At 72.3% G+C, this 16,284-nt stretch carries 13 protein-coding genes; 9 read left to right on the top strand and 4 right to left on the bottom strand.

The window, feature by feature from the left end; genetic code table 11:
* Positions 1 to 41 precede the first annotated feature (41 nt).
* On the top strand, positions 42 to 1,619 hold the full coding sequence (locus tag ABZ642_RS20050; protein WP_360485411.1) for a FadD3 family acyl-CoA ligase: 1,578 nt from the start codon (positions 42 to 44) through the stop codon (positions 1,617 to 1,619).
* A 135-nt stretch (positions 1,620 to 1,754) separates the two neighbouring features.
* Here the strand turns inward: ABZ642_RS20050 and ABZ642_RS20045 are convergent, their stop codons facing one another.
* Together ABZ642_RS20045 and ABZ642_RS20040 are read right to left on the bottom strand one after the other, a co-directional pair.
* Positions 1,755 to 2,015 (bottom strand): hypothetical protein, encoded by a 261-nt coding sequence (locus ABZ642_RS20045; protein ID WP_360485408.1) that lies wholly within the window; start codon positions 2,013 to 2,015, stop codon positions 1,755 to 1,757.
* Between the two features lie 222 nt (positions 2,016 to 2,237).
* Positions 2,238 to 5,192, bottom strand: a complete 2,955-nt coding sequence (locus tag ABZ642_RS20040) for a BTAD domain-containing putative transcriptional regulator (protein ID WP_360485405.1) — start codon at positions 5,190 to 5,192, stop codon at positions 2,238 to 2,240.
* Between the two features lie 300 nt (positions 5,193 to 5,492).
* Between ABZ642_RS20040 and ABZ642_RS20035 the strand changes: the two genes are divergently transcribed.
* The 7 genes from ABZ642_RS20035 (at position 5,493) to ABZ642_RS20005 (ending at position 13,967) form a co-directional block, all read left to right on the top strand.
* Positions 5,493 to 6,728, top strand: coding sequence for an amidohydrolase family protein (locus tag ABZ642_RS20035; protein ID WP_360485402.1), 1,236 nt, complete (start codon positions 5,493 to 5,495; stop codon positions 6,726 to 6,728).
* Positions 6,725 to 7,645: an LLM class F420-dependent oxidoreductase gene (locus ABZ642_RS20030; protein WP_360485399.1), complete on the top strand. Its 921-nt coding sequence runs from the start codon at positions 6,725 to 6,727 to the stop codon at positions 7,643 to 7,645. Before ABZ642_RS20035 ends, ABZ642_RS20030 begins: the two co-directional genes overlap by 4 nt.
* Positions 7,646 to 7,658: 13 nt before the next feature.
* A complete protein-coding gene (locus ABZ642_RS20025; RefSeq protein ID WP_360485396.1) occupies positions 7,659 to 8,429 on the top strand; it encodes a glucose 1-dehydrogenase in 771 nt (256 codons plus the stop codon).
* 98 nt (positions 8,430 to 8,527) lie between these two features.
* Complete coding sequence (locus ABZ642_RS20020) at positions 8,528 to 9,646, top strand: LLM class flavin-dependent oxidoreductase (protein ID WP_360485393.1); 1,119 nt, start codon at positions 8,528 to 8,530, stop codon at positions 9,644 to 9,646.
* A 96-nt stretch (positions 9,647 to 9,742) separates the two neighbouring features.
* Positions 9,743 to 11,464 (top strand): D-aminoacylase, encoded by a 1,722-nt coding sequence (locus ABZ642_RS20015; protein ID WP_360485390.1) that lies wholly within the window; start codon positions 9,743 to 9,745, stop codon positions 11,462 to 11,464.
* Positions 11,461 to 12,921, top strand: a complete 1,461-nt coding sequence (locus ABZ642_RS20010) for an aldehyde dehydrogenase family protein (RefSeq protein ID WP_360485388.1) — start codon at positions 11,461 to 11,463, stop codon at positions 12,919 to 12,921. Before ABZ642_RS20015 ends, ABZ642_RS20010 begins: the two co-directional genes overlap by 4 nt.
* Before the next feature lie 119 nt (positions 12,922 to 13,040).
* The gene (locus tag ABZ642_RS20005) at positions 13,041 to 13,967 is read left to right on the top strand and encodes an NAD(P)H-binding protein (protein WP_360485385.1); all 927 of its coding nucleotides are present in this window, start codon (positions 13,041 to 13,043) and stop codon (positions 13,965 to 13,967) included.
* 48 nt (positions 13,968 to 14,015) lie between these two features.
* Here ABZ642_RS20005 and ABZ642_RS20000 read toward each other — a convergent pair whose 3' ends face one another.
* Positions 14,016 to 14,411 carry a nitroreductase/quinone reductase family protein gene (locus tag ABZ642_RS20000; RefSeq protein WP_360485382.1) on the bottom strand — a complete coding sequence of 132 codons (396 nt, stop codon included), beginning with the start codon at positions 14,409 to 14,411 and terminating at the stop codon, positions 14,016 to 14,018.
* 141 nt (positions 14,412 to 14,552) lie between these two features.
* Between ABZ642_RS20000 and ABZ642_RS19995 the strand changes: the two genes are divergently transcribed.
* Positions 14,553 to 15,071, top strand: coding sequence for a hypothetical protein (locus ABZ642_RS19995; protein ID WP_360485379.1), 519 nt, complete (start codon positions 14,553 to 14,555; stop codon positions 15,069 to 15,071).
* Positions 15,072 to 15,397: 326 nt separating this feature from the next.
* Here ABZ642_RS19995 and ABZ642_RS19990 read toward each other — a convergent pair whose 3' ends face one another.
* Positions 15,398 to 16,222: a hypothetical protein gene (locus ABZ642_RS19990; protein WP_360485376.1), complete on the bottom strand. Its 825-nt coding sequence runs from the start codon at positions 16,220 to 16,222 to the stop codon at positions 15,398 to 15,400.
* Between the last annotated feature and the right edge of the window lie 62 nt (positions 16,223 to 16,284).

The following is a 16,284-nucleotide window of genomic DNA, read 5'->3' as shown; positions in this document are numbered from 1 at the left end:
CGTCAGCTATGCGTTCTGTGCTCTCGCTTGGGGAGGCCGTTGTGCGCGGTGACATGGAGTGGGGGACCGTTCCGGGACTGGTGCGGTCGGCGGCCCGGCGGTACGCGGACACCGAGGCGGTGGTGGACGGCCGTACCCGGATCAGCTACGCCGAGTTGGGCGACCGGGTGGAACGCGCGGCGGCCGCCTGCCTGGCCGCCGGCGTCGGGGTCGGCGACCGGGTGGCCGTCTGGGCGCCCAACTCCCTGGACTGGATCGTCGCGGCGCTGGGCGCGGTGTCGGCGGGCGGGGTACTGGTCCCGCTGAACACCCGCTTCAAGGGCACCGAGGCGGCGGACGTGCTGCGGCGGAGCGGGGCGCGTCTGCTGTTCGTGACGGGGACGTTCCTGGGCACGTCGTACGTGGCCTCGCTCAGGCGGGCGGCCGGGGAGGGCGACTCCCCGGGCCCGCTGCCGGGGCTGCCGCTGCTGCGCGACGTGGTGGTGCTGTCCGACGACGCGCCGGCGGACTTCCGTACCTGGAAGGACTTCCTGGCGGCCGGGGAGGGCGTGACGGCCGGAGAGGTCGCCGCCCGCGCGGCCGGACTGGCCGGCGACTCGCTCTCCGACATCGTCTTCACCTCCGGTACGACGGGCCGTCCCAAGGGCGCGATGATCACGCATGCGCAGACCCTGCGGGCGTACGAGGTGTGGGCCGACCTGGCGGGCCTGCGCACGGACGACCGGTACCTGATCGTGAACCCGTTCTTCCACACGTTCGGCTACAAGGCCGGGGTGATCGCCTGCCTGATGCGGGGCGCGACGATGATCCCGCAGCCGGTGTTCGACGTGGAGACGGTGCTGGCGAACGTCGCGGCGGAACGGGTCTCGGTACTGCCCGGTCCCCCGACCCTCCACCAGTCGCTCCTCGATCACCCGGCGCGCGACACCCATGACCTCTCGGCGCTGCGCCTGGTGGTGACCGGAGCGGCGGTCGTGCCCCTGCTCCTCGTCGAGCGCCTGCGCGGCGAACTGGGCGTCGAGACGGTCCTCACCGCGTACGGCCTCTCGGAGGCGAGCGGCATCGTGACCATGTGCCGCCGGGGCGACGACCCAACGGTGATCGCGTCGACGTCGGGGCGGGCGATCCCCGGCACGGAGGTGAGAGTGGACGAGGCGGGGGAGGTCCTGGTCCGGGGCTTCAACGTGATGCGCGGCTACTACGAGGACGCGACCGCGACCGCGGAGACGCTGACGGCGGACGGCTGGCTGCGCACGGGCGACATCGGCGTCCTGGACGCGGCCGGGAACCTGCGGATCACCGACCGGCTGAAGGACATGTTCATCGTCGGCGGCTTCAACGCCTACCCGGCGGAGATCGAGCAACTGCTCGGCCTGCACCCGGATGTGGCGGACGTGGCGGTGATCGGCGTACCGGACGGGCGGCTGGGCGAGGTCGGCAGGGCGTTCGTGGTGCGCCGCCGGGGCTCGGCGCTGACCGGGGACGACCTGATCGCCTGGGCACGGCGGGAGATGGCGAACTACAAGGTGCCGAGAGCGGTGGAGTTCGTGCACGAGCTGCCGCGGAACGCGAGCGGGAAGGTGGTGAAGGGGGAGCTGCGGGGCCGCGGGGTCGCCTAGGCGGGGTCGCCTAGGCGGGCTTGCCTGGGCGGCTCCGCCGCGCCGCCCGTCGCGTCGAGCCGCCCCGGGACACACCTCGGCCGCGGCGGCTTCCCCTCCGCACCGCCGCGGCCGTCCCCGTCCAGGTGTGGTCTGTCAGGCCTTCTCGTCCGTCGCGTGGAAGTCGTCGGGCGAGTTCAGGGGCTCCGACGTGGCGTGGAAGTCCTTGCTGGCGATGTCGCCCTTGGCGGTGGCCGGGGCGGTCGCGGTGTCCGTGGCCGGCTTCGTGGCGGCGGCCGGAACGGCCGCCGGGTCGAAGTCCGGCTTCGGGTCGACGACGAGGGCGGCGGCGGCATCGGCCGGCTCGCTCGTGGCGTGGAAGTCGTCGGGCTTGACGGTTCCGGTGTTGTCGGCCATGGGTGACTCCTAGAGAACAGGATGGTTCGAGGTGGGAGATGCCCGCCCGGTCACTCCCCCGAGTGCCACCGGGCGGGCATCGCACGGCCGTTCACCATAGTGGTGCGGCCATCGCACCGAGCCGTCTGCCCCCCGACACGACGGTCCGGCACCACTGAGAGTGCCGGGCGGCGATAAACGAACGATGAACGCGGCCGCGGCTCGTACGGGTGTGGAGCGGCCCTAGCCCACGGGGGTGGACGCCAGCAGTCCCCGTACGTCCGCCGCCTCCGGTGACCCCGACGTCTCGAAGACCGACAGCGCCTCCTGCCAGCAGACCTTCGCGCGGTCGGTCTGGCCGATGCCGTGCAGACCGCGGCCCAGGGCGGTGAGGATGTTGGCGCGGCGCCACTCCCCGCCGATGCCGTGCAGTACGGCCAGCGCCTGTTCCGCGCAGGCCGCGGCCTGCGCGGGGCTGTGGTCGGCCAGGTGGAGTTCGGCGATCCGGAAGAGCGTCATGCCGTGCCACAGTTGCTGTCGCGCGTCCTGGAACATGCTCAGGGCGTCGGTGAGGGTCTCCAGGGCCAGCCGCGTCTCTCCCGCGCTGGTCAGCGCGAGCCCCAGCGCGTACTTGCCGTTGGCCAGGCGCAGGGCCATGCCGGTGTCGTCGCGTTCGTAGATGGTGACCCCCTGGCGGGCCAGGGAGACCGCGCTCTCGGTACGGCCGGTCGCCAGGTGGACCCGCGACAGATTGCACAGGGCGCTGGCCTCACCCGGCGTGTTCCGGTCGGCCCGGAAGGCGGTCAGGGCCCGCGTGAGGTGCTGCTCGGCCTCGTCGTGCCGCCCGTTGTAGAGGGCGATGATGCCCTGCTGGTTGGGTGCCTGGGCACACACGACGGGATCCCCGGCGGCGAGTCCGAGCCGGAGTGCCTCGCCCGCCTCCCGGTCCGACTCCGTGAACTGGCCGGAGACGCCGAGGAGATGGCTGTGCATGAGGCGGGCGCGGCCCTCGGCGTAGGCGTCGCCGTGCTGCTGGGCGGCCGAGATCACCGCGCCGGCCGCCCGGACGTACTGACGGGCGCCGATCCCGGACTCCCCGAGGTCGACGGCCGCGACGAGGAGGTCGGCCGCCCGGCGCAGCCTGGCCGCCGTACCGGCCTGCTGCACGGCCGCCAGCAGGCCGCTCGCCTCGGTGAACAGCCAGTCCAGCGCCTTGTCCCGGTCGGTGAAGGAGAGGCCCGGGTAGGTGCTTCGGATCAGGTGGTCCAGGACGCGTTCCCCGGGCCGCTCGATCGCGTACACCCCCGCCGCCGTCGCCAGGTAGAAGTCCAGGAGGCGGGACATCGCCGCGTCTCGTTCGCCGGGGGGCTGTTCGTCGCGTTCCGCGCACGCACGCGCGTAGAGGCGGACCAGGTCGTGGAAGCGGTAGCGGCCGGGGGCCGCCGACTCCACGAGAGACGTGTCGACCAGGGCCTCCAGGAGGTCCTCGGCGTCCTCCGCCGGGAGGTCCAGCACCGCCGCGGCCGCCGCCAGCGAGATGTCCGGGCCGTCGGCCAGGCCCAGCAGCCGGAAGGCGCGGGCCTGGGCCGGTTCCAGCTGGCCGTAGCCGAGTTCGAAGGTCGCCTTCACCGCCAGGTCGCCGGCCTGGAGTTCGTCCAGGCGGCGGCGCTCGTCGGCGAGCTTCGCCGCCAGCACCGAGACCGTCCAGGTGCGGCGGGCCGCGAGACGGGACGCCGCGATCCGGATCGCGAGCGGGAGGAAGCCGCACGCCGCGACCACGTCCAGCGCCGCCTCGCGCTCGGCGGCCACCCGTTCCGCGCCGACGATCCTCGTGAAGAGCTGGAGCGCCTCGTCGGGGGACATCACGTCCAGGTCCACCAGATGCGCCCCGGCCAGGTCGACCATCCGCACCCGGGCCGTCACCAGCGCCGCGCAGCCCTCGGTGCCCGGCAGCAGCGGACGTACCTGGGCCGCGTCCTTCGCGTTGTCCAGCAGGACGAGGACCCGGCGGCCGTCCAGGACCGAGCGGTACAGCGCCGCACGGTCCTCCAGCGAGTCGGGGATGGCCGAGTCCGGCGTGCCCAGGGCGCGGAGGAAGGATCCCAGGACCGTCTCCGGCTCGGCCGCCCGCGGACCCGCGCCCTGCAGGTCGACGTAGAGCTGGCCGTCCGGGAAGGCCGATCGGGCATGGTGGGCCACGTGGACGGCCAGGGTGGTCTTCCCCACCCCTCCGATGCCCGCCAGCGCCGACACGGCCATCACCCGGCCCTCCGCCGATGCCAGCACCTCGCCGAGTTCGGTGACGAAGGCGGCACGGCCCGTGAAGTCCGGCACGGTGGCCGGGAGCTGGGCGGGGCGGACCGGGCCGGCGGGGGGTTCCGAAGCCGGGGCCGACGGTTCCGCCAGGGCCGGGTCGGCCTGGAGGATGCGCTGCTGCAGGTCGCGCAGGCCCGGGCGCGGGTCGACGCCGAGTTCCTCGGCCAGCAGGCGGCGGGTGTCGGCGTACACGGCGAGAGCCTCGGCCTGCCGGCCGCTGCGGTACAGGGCCAGCATCAGCAGCTCGCGCAGCCGCTCGCGCAGCGGATGGGCCGCGGTCAGTGCCGTCAGCTCCGACACGGCCTCCGCGTGGCAGCCCTGCTCCAGGTCCATGTCCAGGCGGGACTCCAGGAGTTGCAGCCGCCACTCGTCCAGGCGGACCCGGTGCGCGTCGGCGTACGGGCCGGGGACGCCGGCCAGCGCCTCGCCGTCCCACCGGGACAGGGCCCGGTTCAGCAGGCCCCGGGCATGGCCCAGCTCCCCGGCGCTCCGCGCCTTCTCGGCATCCGCCGCCAGGTCCTGCACCACCGCCAGGTCCAGGGCGCCCTCGCCGAGGCCGCGCACCGCGTAGCCGCCGGACTCGCTGACCAGGACGCCCGGGTCCAGGACCTTCCGCAGCCGGGACGCGTACGTCCGGACCGCCGCCAGCGCCTGCGACGGCGGCTCGGGGCCCCACAGCGCGTCGATCAGCTCGGCCGCGGTCGCCGTGCGGCCCTCGCGCAGCAACAGGGCGGCGAGCAGCGCACGTTGCTGGGGGGAGCCGGTGTTGAGCGGCTGCCCCTCGCGCCAGGCGCGCACCGGACCGAGCACACTGAAGCGCAACGCCGCCTCCGCCGAGGAGGAGGGGCGCCGCTGCTCCGGTACCCGCGGTCCACCGTCCATGTCCGTCCCCCTAGACATCCCGATCCACCCCGTCAGTCTGCCTTGTTCACGGGAGCCGCGTCAGCCTGGCGAGACCCCGATCACAGGCCGACACGCGGTGGTCCACATGGCCTTCACATCGAAGTGGCCCCGTTGAGCAGGCCAAGTGCGCGGCGGAACGATTCCGCCGGCGGCTCCGGACCTTTCGGATCGGGTGGCCCGGAGGCCGCCTTCGGTCGGCCGGGCACGCCGTCCCGCCTGCCTGACGAACCGTCATCACACTAGCTGACGGTTCGTCAGATCGGCGCTACCGTGAGCGCCATGGACACCCAGGACGGCACCTTTCCGCTGATCATCTCCGTCGACGACCACACCGTGGAGCCGCCGGACGTCTGGCAGTCCCGCCTCCCGAAGAAGTACCTGGACACCGGGCCGCGGATAGTCCGCGCCCCGCTGAGGGAGATGAGCTTCCTCGGCGGCCGGTTCAAGCCCGTCATGGGCAGGCCCGGGGAGGACGGCCCCACGGGCGACTGGTGGATCTACGAGGACCTGCACCGCCCTCTCACCCGCCTCGACACCGCCGTCGGCTACAGCCGGGACGAGATCAAGCTGGAGGTGATCACGTACGAGCAGATGCGGGCGGGTTCGTACGACGTCCCGCAGCGGCTCGCCGACATGGACGTCAACCACGTCCAGTCCGCCCTCTGCTTCCCGACCTTCCCGCGCTTCTGCGGGCAGACCTTCACCGAGGCCAAGGACCGCGAACTGGCCCTGCTCTGCGTCCAGGCCTACAACGACTGGATGGTGGAGGAGTGGTGCGGCCCGGCGGCGCGGGGCCGGCTGATACCCCTGATCCTCATCCCCCTGTGGGACGCCGAACTGGCGGCCGCGGAGGTCCGCCGCAACGCCGCCCGGGGCGTCCGCGCCGTCGCCTTCTCCGAGATCCCCCCGCACCTCGGGCTGCCCTCCGTCCACACCGACGACTGGGACCCCTTCCTCGCCGCCTGCGACGAGACCGGCACGGTCGTCGCCATGCACATCGGCTCCAGCAGCAGGATGCCCTCCACCTCCGCCGACGCCCCGCCGGCCGTCGGCTCCACGATCACCTTCGCCAACTGCTGCTTCTCGATGGTCGACTGGCTGATGAGCGGCAAGTTCGAGCGTTTCCCGAACCTGAAGGTGATGTACGCGGAGGGCCAGATCGGCTGGATCCCCTACATCCTGGAACGCGCCGACGTCGTCTGGGAGGAGAACCGCGCCTGGGGCGGCGTCGCCGACAAGGTCACCCGCCCGCCCTCCGAACTCTTCGCCGGGCATGTCTTCGGCTGCTTCTTCGACGACGCCTTCGGCCTGAGGAACCTCGACGCCATCGGCCTCGGCAACGTCCTCTACGAGACCGACTACCCGCACTCCGACTCCACCTGGCCGAAGTCGCGCGAGGTCGGCGAGGCCCAGATGGGCCACCTCGCCCCGGACGTGATCGAACGCATCGTCCGCGGCAACGCGATCGAGCTGCTGGGCCTCACCCCGGAGGGCCTCTGGGGCGGTACGAGGTGACCGACTACGGCATCCAGCTCCCCGTCCAGTCCCAGTCCACGATCTACGCCGAGGAGTGGGAGGCGGGCGCGGGCGCCGCCGACCTGGTCGAGATCGCCCGCGCGGTGGACCGGGCCGGCTTCGCCTACCTCGCCGTCTGCGACCACGTGGCGATCCCGCACCGGCTCGCCGCCGCCATGAGCACGGTCTGGTACGACCCGGTCGCCACCCTCGCCCACCTGGCCGCCGTCACCGAGCGGGTACGGCTGCTCAGCCACGTCGCCGTCGTCGGGCTGCGGCACCCCCTGCTCTCCGCCAAGCAGTACGCGACCCTCGACCACCTCTCCGGCGGCCGGCTGATCCTCGGGGTCGGGGCGGGGCACGTGCGGGAGGAGTTCGAGGCGCTGGGGGTGGACTTCGGGCAGCGGGGCGCGGTCCTCGACGAGGCGATCGACGCGCTGCGGGCCGCCCTCGGCCCGGACGAGTTCCCCTCCCACCACGGGAAGTTCTACGACTTCGAGGGGCTCGGGCAGCGGCCCCGGCCCGCGCAGCGCCGGGTGCCGGTGTGGGTCGGCGGCTCGTCACCGGCCGCCGTACGACGGGCCGCGCTCAAGGGTGACGGCTGGCTGCCGCAGGGCGACCCGAGGGACCGGCTGCCCGCCCAGATCGCCCGGCTGCGGCGGCTGCGCGAGGAGGCCGGTGTGCGGGAGCCGCTGGTCATCGGCGCGATCGCCGAGCCGCTGTACGTCGGCACACCGCGGTGGGAGGTGGGCCGCCGCACCCTCAGCGGCACCCCGGAGGCCCTCGCCGAGTCGCTGCGGGCCTACGGCGCGATGGGCGTGCACCAGGTCCAGGTGCGGTTCCGCAGCCGGAGCCGGACCGAACTCATCGACCAGATAGGCATGTTCGGGGCGGATGTCGCGCCCCGGCTGAGCTGAGGAGCGGGTGGCCATGGGCAAGCTGGACGGGCGGGTCGTCATCGTCACCGGGGCGGCGCGCGGACAGGGCGAGCAGGAGGCGCGGCTCTTCGTCGAGGAGGGCGCGAGCGTGGTCGTGGCGGATGTGCTGGACGACCCGGGCGAGGCGCTCGCCAAGGAGATCGGGGCGCGCTACGTCCACCTGGACGTGGGTGTGGAGGAGGAGTGGCAGGCCGCCGTCGCCGCCACGAAGCAGGCGTACGGCCGGCTCGACGGGCTGGTGAACAACGCGGGCATCCTGCGCTTCAACGCGCTCGTGGACACGCCCCTCGACGAGTTCATGCAGGTCGTGCAGGTCAACCAGGTCGGCTGCTTCCTGGGCATGAAGACGGTGGCGCCGGAGCTGGCCGACGGCGGGACCATCGTCAACACGGCGTCCTACACGGCGCTGACGGGGATGGCCGCGGTCGGGACGTACGCCGCGACCAAGCACGCGGTGCTCGGGCTCACCCGGGTCGCCGCGCTGGAACTGGCCGACCGGCGGATACGTGTCAACGCGATCTGCCCCGGTGCCATCGACACCGCGATGTCCAACCCGGCGCGGCTGGACCCCACCGCCGACCCGGAGGAGATGAGCCGGGCCCTGGACGAGCTGTACCGCAAGCTGGTGCCGCTGGGCCGGATCGGGCGGGCGGAGGAGGTGGCCAGGCTGGCGCTCTTCCTGACCTCGGACGACTCCTCGTACATCACCGGGCAGCCGTTCGTGATCGACGGGGGCTGGCTGGCCGGGGTCTCGGTAATCTGACGGCTCATCAGCTATTGACGGTGACGGCGGCCGGTGCGACAGTCGGCCGACGAACGGTATCTGACGGAACGTCAGAAAACATGGGACGGTGAACCGCCTTGGAATTCGGGCTCTTTGTACAGGGATACGTGGGCAAGCGAGCCGAGACCGACCCGCTGGCCGAGCACAAGGCACTGATGGAGGAGACCGAGTACGTCATCCAGGCGGACAGGTCCGGCTTCAAGTACGCCTGGGCCTCCGAGCACCACTTCCTCGACGAGTACTCGCACCTGTCGGCGAACGACGTCTTCCTGGGATACCTGGCGCACGCGACCGACCGCATCCACCTCGGCTCCGGCATCTTCAACCCGCTCGCCCAGGTCAACCACCCGGTGAAGGTCGCCGAGAAGGTCGCCATGCTCGACCACCTCACCGGCAACCGCTTCGAGTTCGGCAGCGGGCGCGGAGCCGGGTCGCACGAGATCCTCGGGTTCCTGCCCGGCATCACCGACATGAACTACACCAAGGAGATCTGGGAAGAGACCATCGCCGAGTTCCCCAAGATGTGGCTCCAGGACGAGTACGCCGGCTTCCAGGGCAAGCACTGGCAGCTGCCGCCGCGCAAGGTCCTGCCGAAGCCGTACGGCAAGTCCCACCCGGCGATGTGGTACGCGGCCGGGTCGCCGCCGTCGTACGCCATGGCGGCCAGGAAGGGGCTCGGCGTCCTCGGCTTCAGCATCCAGAAGGTCTCCGACATGGAGTGGGTACTGGAGCAGTACAAGACCGCGATCGTGAACGCGGAGCCGGTCGGTGACTTCGTCAACGACAACGTGATGGTGACGACGACGGCGATCTGCGCGCCGACCCACGACGAGGCGATCCGGATCGCCGCGTCGGGCGGGCTGCACTACCTCCCCTCGCTGGTGTTCCGGTACCACGACACCTTCCCGCGGCCCGAGGGCTTCCCGGTGTGGCCGGAGACGCTGCCGGAGTACACGCCCGAGTTCGTGGAGCTGCTCGTCGAGGAGGAGCTGCTGATCTGCGGGGATCCGGACGAGGTGCTGCGGCAGTGCAAGCGGTGGGAGCAGGCCGGGGCGGACCAGTTGAGCTTCGGGCTGCCGGTGGGGGTGCCGAAGGAGGAGACGCTGCAGACGATCCGGCTGATCGGGGAGCACGTGATTCCGAAGATCGACACGGATCCCGTTCACCGGACTTCGCGGTTCCGCGAGGCTGCCTGAGGTTGTACGGCGGCTGCGGGTGCGTGGGGGCTGGTCGCGCAGTTCCCCGCGCCCCCTCACGTAGGACAACGCCCCGCAGTTTCAAAGGGAGCCCCCATGCTTGATCACCTCATCAAGGGCGCGACCGTCGTCGACGGGACGGGTGCACCCGCCTTCACCGCCGACGTCGGCATACGCGACGGCCGTATCGCCGTCGTCGGAACCGTCACCGAGGAGTCCCGCACCACCGAGGACGCCACCGGGCTCGTCCTCGCCCCCGGGTTCGTCGACCCCCACACCCACTACGACGCGCAGCTCTTCTGGGACCCGTACGCGACGCCCTCCCTCAACCACGGGGTCACGACGGTCGCCGCCGGCAACTGCGGCTTCACCCTCGCGCCCCTGAAACCGGGGGACGCCGACTACACGCGCCGGATGATGTCCAAGGTCGAGGGGATGTCGCTGGTCGCGCTGGAGGAGGGGGCGCCCTGGAGCTGGCGTGGCTTCGGGGAGTACCTGGACGCGCTCGAGGGGCGGATCGCCGTCAACGCCGGGTTCATGGTCGGGCACTGTGCCCTGCGCCGGTACGTGATGGGGCCGGACGCGGTCGGCGGGCAGCCCAGCGAGGAGCAACTCGCCGAGATCGTACGGCTGTTGCACGAGGCCATGGACGCGGGCGCCTGGGGCTTCTCCACCACCCAGTCCAGCACGCACTCGGACGGGGACGGACAGCCGGTCGCCTCCCGGCACGCCCGCCCGGAGGAACTGCTGGCCCTCTCGCGGGCCGTCGGCGAGCACGAGGGAACGCAGATCGAGGCGATCGTCGCCGGCTGCCTCGACCAGTTCAGCGACGCCGAGATCGAGCTGTTCGCCGAGATGAGCGCGGCGGCCGGGCGGCCCCTGAACTGGAACGTGCTGACCGTCGACGCCGCCGTGCCCGAGCGGGTGCCCCGGCAGCTCCAGGCGAGCGAGCGGGCCCGGAAGGCGGGCGGCCGGGTCGTGGCGCTGACCATGCCCATCCTCACCCCGATGAACATGTCCCTGGGCACCTTCTGCGCGCTGAACCTGATCCCCGGGTGGGGGCCCATCCTCGGGCTGCCGGTCCCGGAGCGGATCGAGAAGCTCCGGGACCCGGACGTCCGCGCCCAGATGCTGGAGCGCGCCCACTCCAAGGAGGCCGGAGTCTTCCGGCGGCTCGCGAACTTCGGCCGGTACGTCATCGGCGACACCTACAGCGCGGCCAACGCCGGGCTGTCGGGCCGGGTGGTCGAGGACATCGCGGCGGAGCGCGGGCAGGACCCCTTCCACTGCCTGGTCGAGATCTGCGCGGCCGACGGACTCCGTACGGTCCTGTGGCCCATGCCCACCGACAACGACCCCGCCTCCTGGGCGCTGCGCGCCGAGACCTGGCAGCACGAGGACGTGCTGCTCGGCGGGTCCGACGCGGGGGCGCATCTGGACCGGATGTGCGGGGCGCCGTACACGACCCGGTTCCTCGGCGACTGTCTGCGCGGCCGCAAGCTGCTCGGCCTGGAACAGGCGGTGAAGATGCTGACCGACGATCCCGCCCGGCTCTTCGGGCTGCGGGAGCGGGGCCGGATCGCGGCGGGCTGGCACGCGGACCTCGTGCTCTTCGACCCGGAGCGGATCGCCGCCGGACCGGCCACCCTGCTGTACGACCTGCCGGGAGACAGCCCCCGCCTGGACTCGAAGGCGATCGGGGTACGGGCGGTCTGGGTGAACGGGGTCGAGGCCATCCGCGACGACGTGGTCAGCGGGGCGGTACCCGGGAAGGTGCTGCGCTCCGGGCGGGACACCAGGACGGTGAGCACCCGGTGAGCGGCGCGGCGGACGGGCAGCGGCTGTTCGTCGGGGGGCGCTGGGTGGACCCCGACGGCGGGCACTACGCGGTCGTCGACCCGGCGACCGAGGGAACCGTCGGCTGGGCCCCCGAGGCCTCCGGGGAGCAGGTCCTGGCCGCCTGCGCGGCCGCCCGGGAGGCCTTCGACGGCTGGTCACGGACACCGGCGGCGGACCGGGCGGCGGTCCTCGGCCGGGCCGCCGACATCATCCGCGGCCGGCTCAGGGAGCACGCCGACCTGGCGCGGGCGGAGACCGGCGCGACCACCGGGACCGCCCGGGCGATGCAGGTGGGGGTGGCGGCGGCCCGGTTCCGCAGGTACGCCACCGTCGAGCCCGCCGAGTGGGCGATCCCGCCGCAGATCAACGAGGCCGGCCCGATGGGCAGGGCCGGGGTGATGGGCGCGCTGGCCGTGCGCCAGCCGGTGGGCGTGGTCAGCTGCATCACGTCGTACAACAACCCCTGGGCGAACCCGGCGGGCAAGGTCGCGCCCGCGCTGGCCATGGGCAACACGGTGGTGGTGAAACCGGCCCCGCAGGACCCGCTCTCCGTCTACCGCATGGCGGAGGCGCTGGAGGCGGCGGGCGCCCCGCCGGGCGTGGTGAACGTCGTCTCCGGCCGCTCGGCCGGCGTCGGCGAGACCGCCGTGGCCTCGCCCGACGTCGACATGGTGAGCTTCACCGGGTCCACGGCCGTCGGGCAGCGCATCGCCGAGGTGTGCGGGCGGCACATGAAACGGCAGCTGATGGAGCTGGGCGGGAAGGGCGCGGCGGTCGTCTTCGCCGACGCGGACGTCGGCTCGGCGGTGGCGGGCATCGGCACCACCTTCTCCTTCTACAGCGGACAGATCTGCACGGCACCCACCCGGGTGCTGGTGCAGCGGCCGCTGTACGACCGGCTGGTGGAGCAACTCGCCTCCTACGCCAGCCGGTTGACGGTGGGCGACCCGGCGGCACCGGACACGGTGGTCGGACCGCTGATCACGGCCGAACACCGGGCGCGGGTCGAGTCGTACGTCGAACTCGCCGGGAAGGAGGGCGCGACGGTGGTGACGGGCGGCGAACGACCGCCCCTGGAGAGAGGGTTCTACCTCAGGCCCGCGGTGCTCGCCGACTGCCGCAACGACATGCGGGCCGCCCGCGAGGAGATCTTCGGCCCGGTCGCCGCCGTCATCCCCTTCGACGAGGAGGAAGAGGGCGTCGCCCTCGCCAACGACTCCGACTACGGCCTCATCGACTACGTCTGGTCGGGGGACGTGGCCCGCGCCTTCCGGGTGGCGCGGCGGCTCAGGGCGGGGGGCGTCGGGATCAACACCGTCGGCCGGAACATGGAGGCCCCCTTCGGCGGGTTCAAGAAGAGCGGGGTGGGCCGGGACGTCGGCTCGTACGCCCTGCACGCCTACAGCGAGGTGCAGGCGATCGTCTGGCCGGGGTGAGGGGACCGCGCCGGCGACGGCCGCTACTCCTGCCGTGTGGTCCGCGCGGCGGGGCGAGCCGGGAGGCGGCCGGCGTGCCGTAGAAAGGCGGGGCGGGTTGCCGACTGCGGGAGGACGTCTTGCCGAGTACTGATCCGATCCTGGTCACCGGTGCCGCCGGCGGCGTCGGAGGTGTGGGCGGGAGGGTCCTCACGGAGCTGCGCCGGCACGGGTTGCCGGTCCGGGCCCTCGTCCACCACGACGACGACCGTGCCACCGCGCTGCGGGCCGTCGACGGCGTCGAGGTGGTCGTCGGTGACCTCACGCGTGGGGCGGACGTGGTGGCGGCCCTGGAGGGGTGCCGCAGGGCCTACTTCGGGATGAGCCCGTCGCCCGACTACCTGGAGGCCACGGCGACCGTGGCGGCGGCGGCCCTTGCGGGCGGGCACCTCGAACTGCTGGTGCACATGTCACAGATGACCGTCTCCCAGATGAGCCTCACCAGCAGCGCGGAGTCGCACCAGCAGCGACTGCACTGGCTCTGCGAACACGTCCTCAACTGGTCCGGACTGCCGGTCGTCCATGTCCGGCCGACGGTGTTCATGGAGAACCCGCTCTTCGGCATGCTCGCCGTGGCCTCCGTCCGCCGTGACGACACCATCCGCCTCCCCTTCGGCACCGCACGCACCTCGCCGGTGGCCGCCGGCGACGTGGCCGCGGTGGTCGCCCGGCTGCTGCTCGACCCTTCGCCGCGGGCCGGCCGGGTCTACGAACTGACCGGCGCCGCCTCCCGGGACATGACCGCGATCGCCGCCGAGATCTCCGAGGCGCTGGGACGCACCGTGACGTACGTCGACGTGCCGTACGACGAATGGCTCGAGCACGACCTCAAGCCGCTGGGACTGACGCCGCATCTCTTCGACCACATCGCCACGATGGCCCGGCTGCACGGGGAGAACCGCTACGACCGGGCGACCGACGACGTGACGGAACTCCTCGGCCGCCCGCCGTCGGGCTTCGACAGCCTGCTCGAAGCCGTGCCGGGACGGCGCGCGGGGCAGGGGTAGCCGCCGGGGCGGCAGGAGCGTGGGCCCGGCGGCCGGCACCGGTGACGCTCAGCCGTCCAGGTCCACCCGTACCGTCAGCAGGTTCGTCCCGAGCAGCCGTACGGCCGCGCTGTTGCCCCGGGGCAGCGTGCGCAGGCGGGCCACCGGGTCGTCGTCGGGCATGAGATGGGCCGTCCCCGCGTGCCACTTCCCCCTGATGCGGACCCGCACCCGGGGGTCGGCCTTGATGTTGCGGACGTACTGCGAGTGCTCGCCGAACTCCGACACCAGCCAGAAGGCCCCGCCGACCCGCCGGCCGCCCAGCGGTGTACGGCGGGGCAGCCCCGAGCTGCGCCCGGTGGTCTCCAGCAGGGTCTGGAAGGGCATCAGGCGCGTGAGCGGGTTGGCGACATGACGCTGGAAGGCGGTGGTGGCGCGGAATCGGGTGTCGGTGGGGCGGGACATGGTCCGTGCGACTCCTCAAGGTTGCTGCCGTTGCCTCCATCGTCCCCGACACGCACCCGAGGTGCTCGCGGCACCGGGAAACCGCGTGGTCGCCGGTGCCGTCTCTCATGCCGACAGCAGGCACTTTCGTTGGAGGCACCGATGGCCGTGGTCGGCCTGTTCTGGATCACCGAGGACGCCGTGTACCTGGGGGCCGAGCCCGTCGGTACGGCGTCCGGGGTACGACTGACGGAGGACGGAGTCGAAGCCCTCGGGATCGACCACGGCACGTACTGGAGCTGGAGCGAGGTGCGGCGGATCGACGTCCTTGACGTGCCCGTGCGGTCGGCCGGCCGGCGCCTGGTGTCCATGGCCCTCGGCTCGCTGCTCGTGGCGGTGACCGGCGACGGCGAGTTTCCGCCCGCGTACACCGTGCGCGTGGAGACCGCCGAGGACGCCGTCGAGGTGAGCGTGATGTCAGCCGTCGTCGGCGGGATCTACCAGCCTGTCGAGTACGAACTCTCCCGTACGCTCCTGGACCGGCTCGCCGACGGCCGCGCGACCGTCGGCGACCTGTCGGCATGGCGCCGAGACCACGCGGCCGACGGCACCCCGCCCCGCGAGGAACGCGAGGCGCTGCTGCGCAAGTGGGCCGACGGCTGGCTCTCGACCTCCGGGTGAGGTGCGGGCGCTCGCCCGGCCGGGTGAGGTGCCAACGAGGGCTGTTCGCTTGCCCTTCGGTGCCGTACTCCGCGACGTACGCGTTCTACAAGGCGACCGCGTGACCTGGTCGCTGGTCGCCGAGATCGCCCCGGACCGTCAGCGGCCGCGTCCCCAGCGCCTACCTGACCGACGATCTTCACGAGAGTCGTCCGCCCGTGACCGGATCGAGTGTTCCGAAGCCCATGCACACCAGCCCACTTGACCTCCAGCTCTCACGATGAACACCACTCGGTGCTGCCCCGGCGCATCGCCGGGGCAGCACCGAGGCCGGTCGAAAGGCCGACCTACTGCTCGTCGGTGAACTGCGGGTCCTTCTTCTGGTTGTAAACCTCCGCGCCGGATGCGTTGTAGGCATGGACGTAGGGGCTGGGGCCCGCGTAGTGCGGGCTGGGGTCGTCGGTGGAGAGAGCCGCCGCGTAGACGAACGCGCCACCTGCCATGACCGCCGGGTACTGCTTCGGGTTGTCGCCGTAGCTGATGGTGATCTTGGTGATGTCGGATGTGTAGTGTCCGGCGCCCAGCATGAGGTACTGCCCCTTGCCGGCGGGCGCGCTGGTGGAGTCGAAGTACTCGATCATGTGACCGGTGCCCCACAGGCGATTGTTGATGAACGTGGGCGGGGAGTCCTGGCTGTTGCCCTTGTCGCCCTTTGACTCGCATTGCACGTACTGACCGGCCGAGTCGACGGCGACGACCACGCCGTCCCAGTCCTGCGAGGCGATGGGTGCGCGGACCGCGGCCACCGCGTGGTATCGCGATGCGTCCGAGCCCAGGCAGGAGGCCAGGATCTTGGCGACGGTCCCGGCGTCGATCGGGGTCGTCGTCCCGCTGGTGATGGAGAACGCGTCCGGGGTGGAACTCGCGCGAGCCGAGGACGACGCCGAGCCGGCTCCGGCCGACGGGGAGCCGTGCGTTGTGTTCGGACTCGGTGACGCGGCGGCGTTCGTCGGGTTTCCGGCGGGGTCGGCGAGAAGCGGCTTGGCGTCCCCTGTCCCGGTGAAGACGGCCACCACGGCGACGCTCATCGCCGCGACGACGGTGGCGACGCCCAGCGGCACTCCCCACCTGCTCCGCACCGAATCACGGTTGTTCTCTGGGCCGATCTTCATCAGTAGCTCCTCTCGGGTCCGCCGATGGTTCGGCAGATCACGATCGGAAGGAGCCGCAGGAA

Source organism: Streptomyces sp. NPDC007157 (assembly GCF_040634235.1).
Lineage (GTDB): Bacteria > Actinomycetota > Actinomycetes > Streptomycetales > Streptomycetaceae > Streptomyces.
The sequence above is the reverse complement of the archived record's forward strand: the minus strand, read 5'-3'. Positions and strand labels throughout refer to the sequence as shown.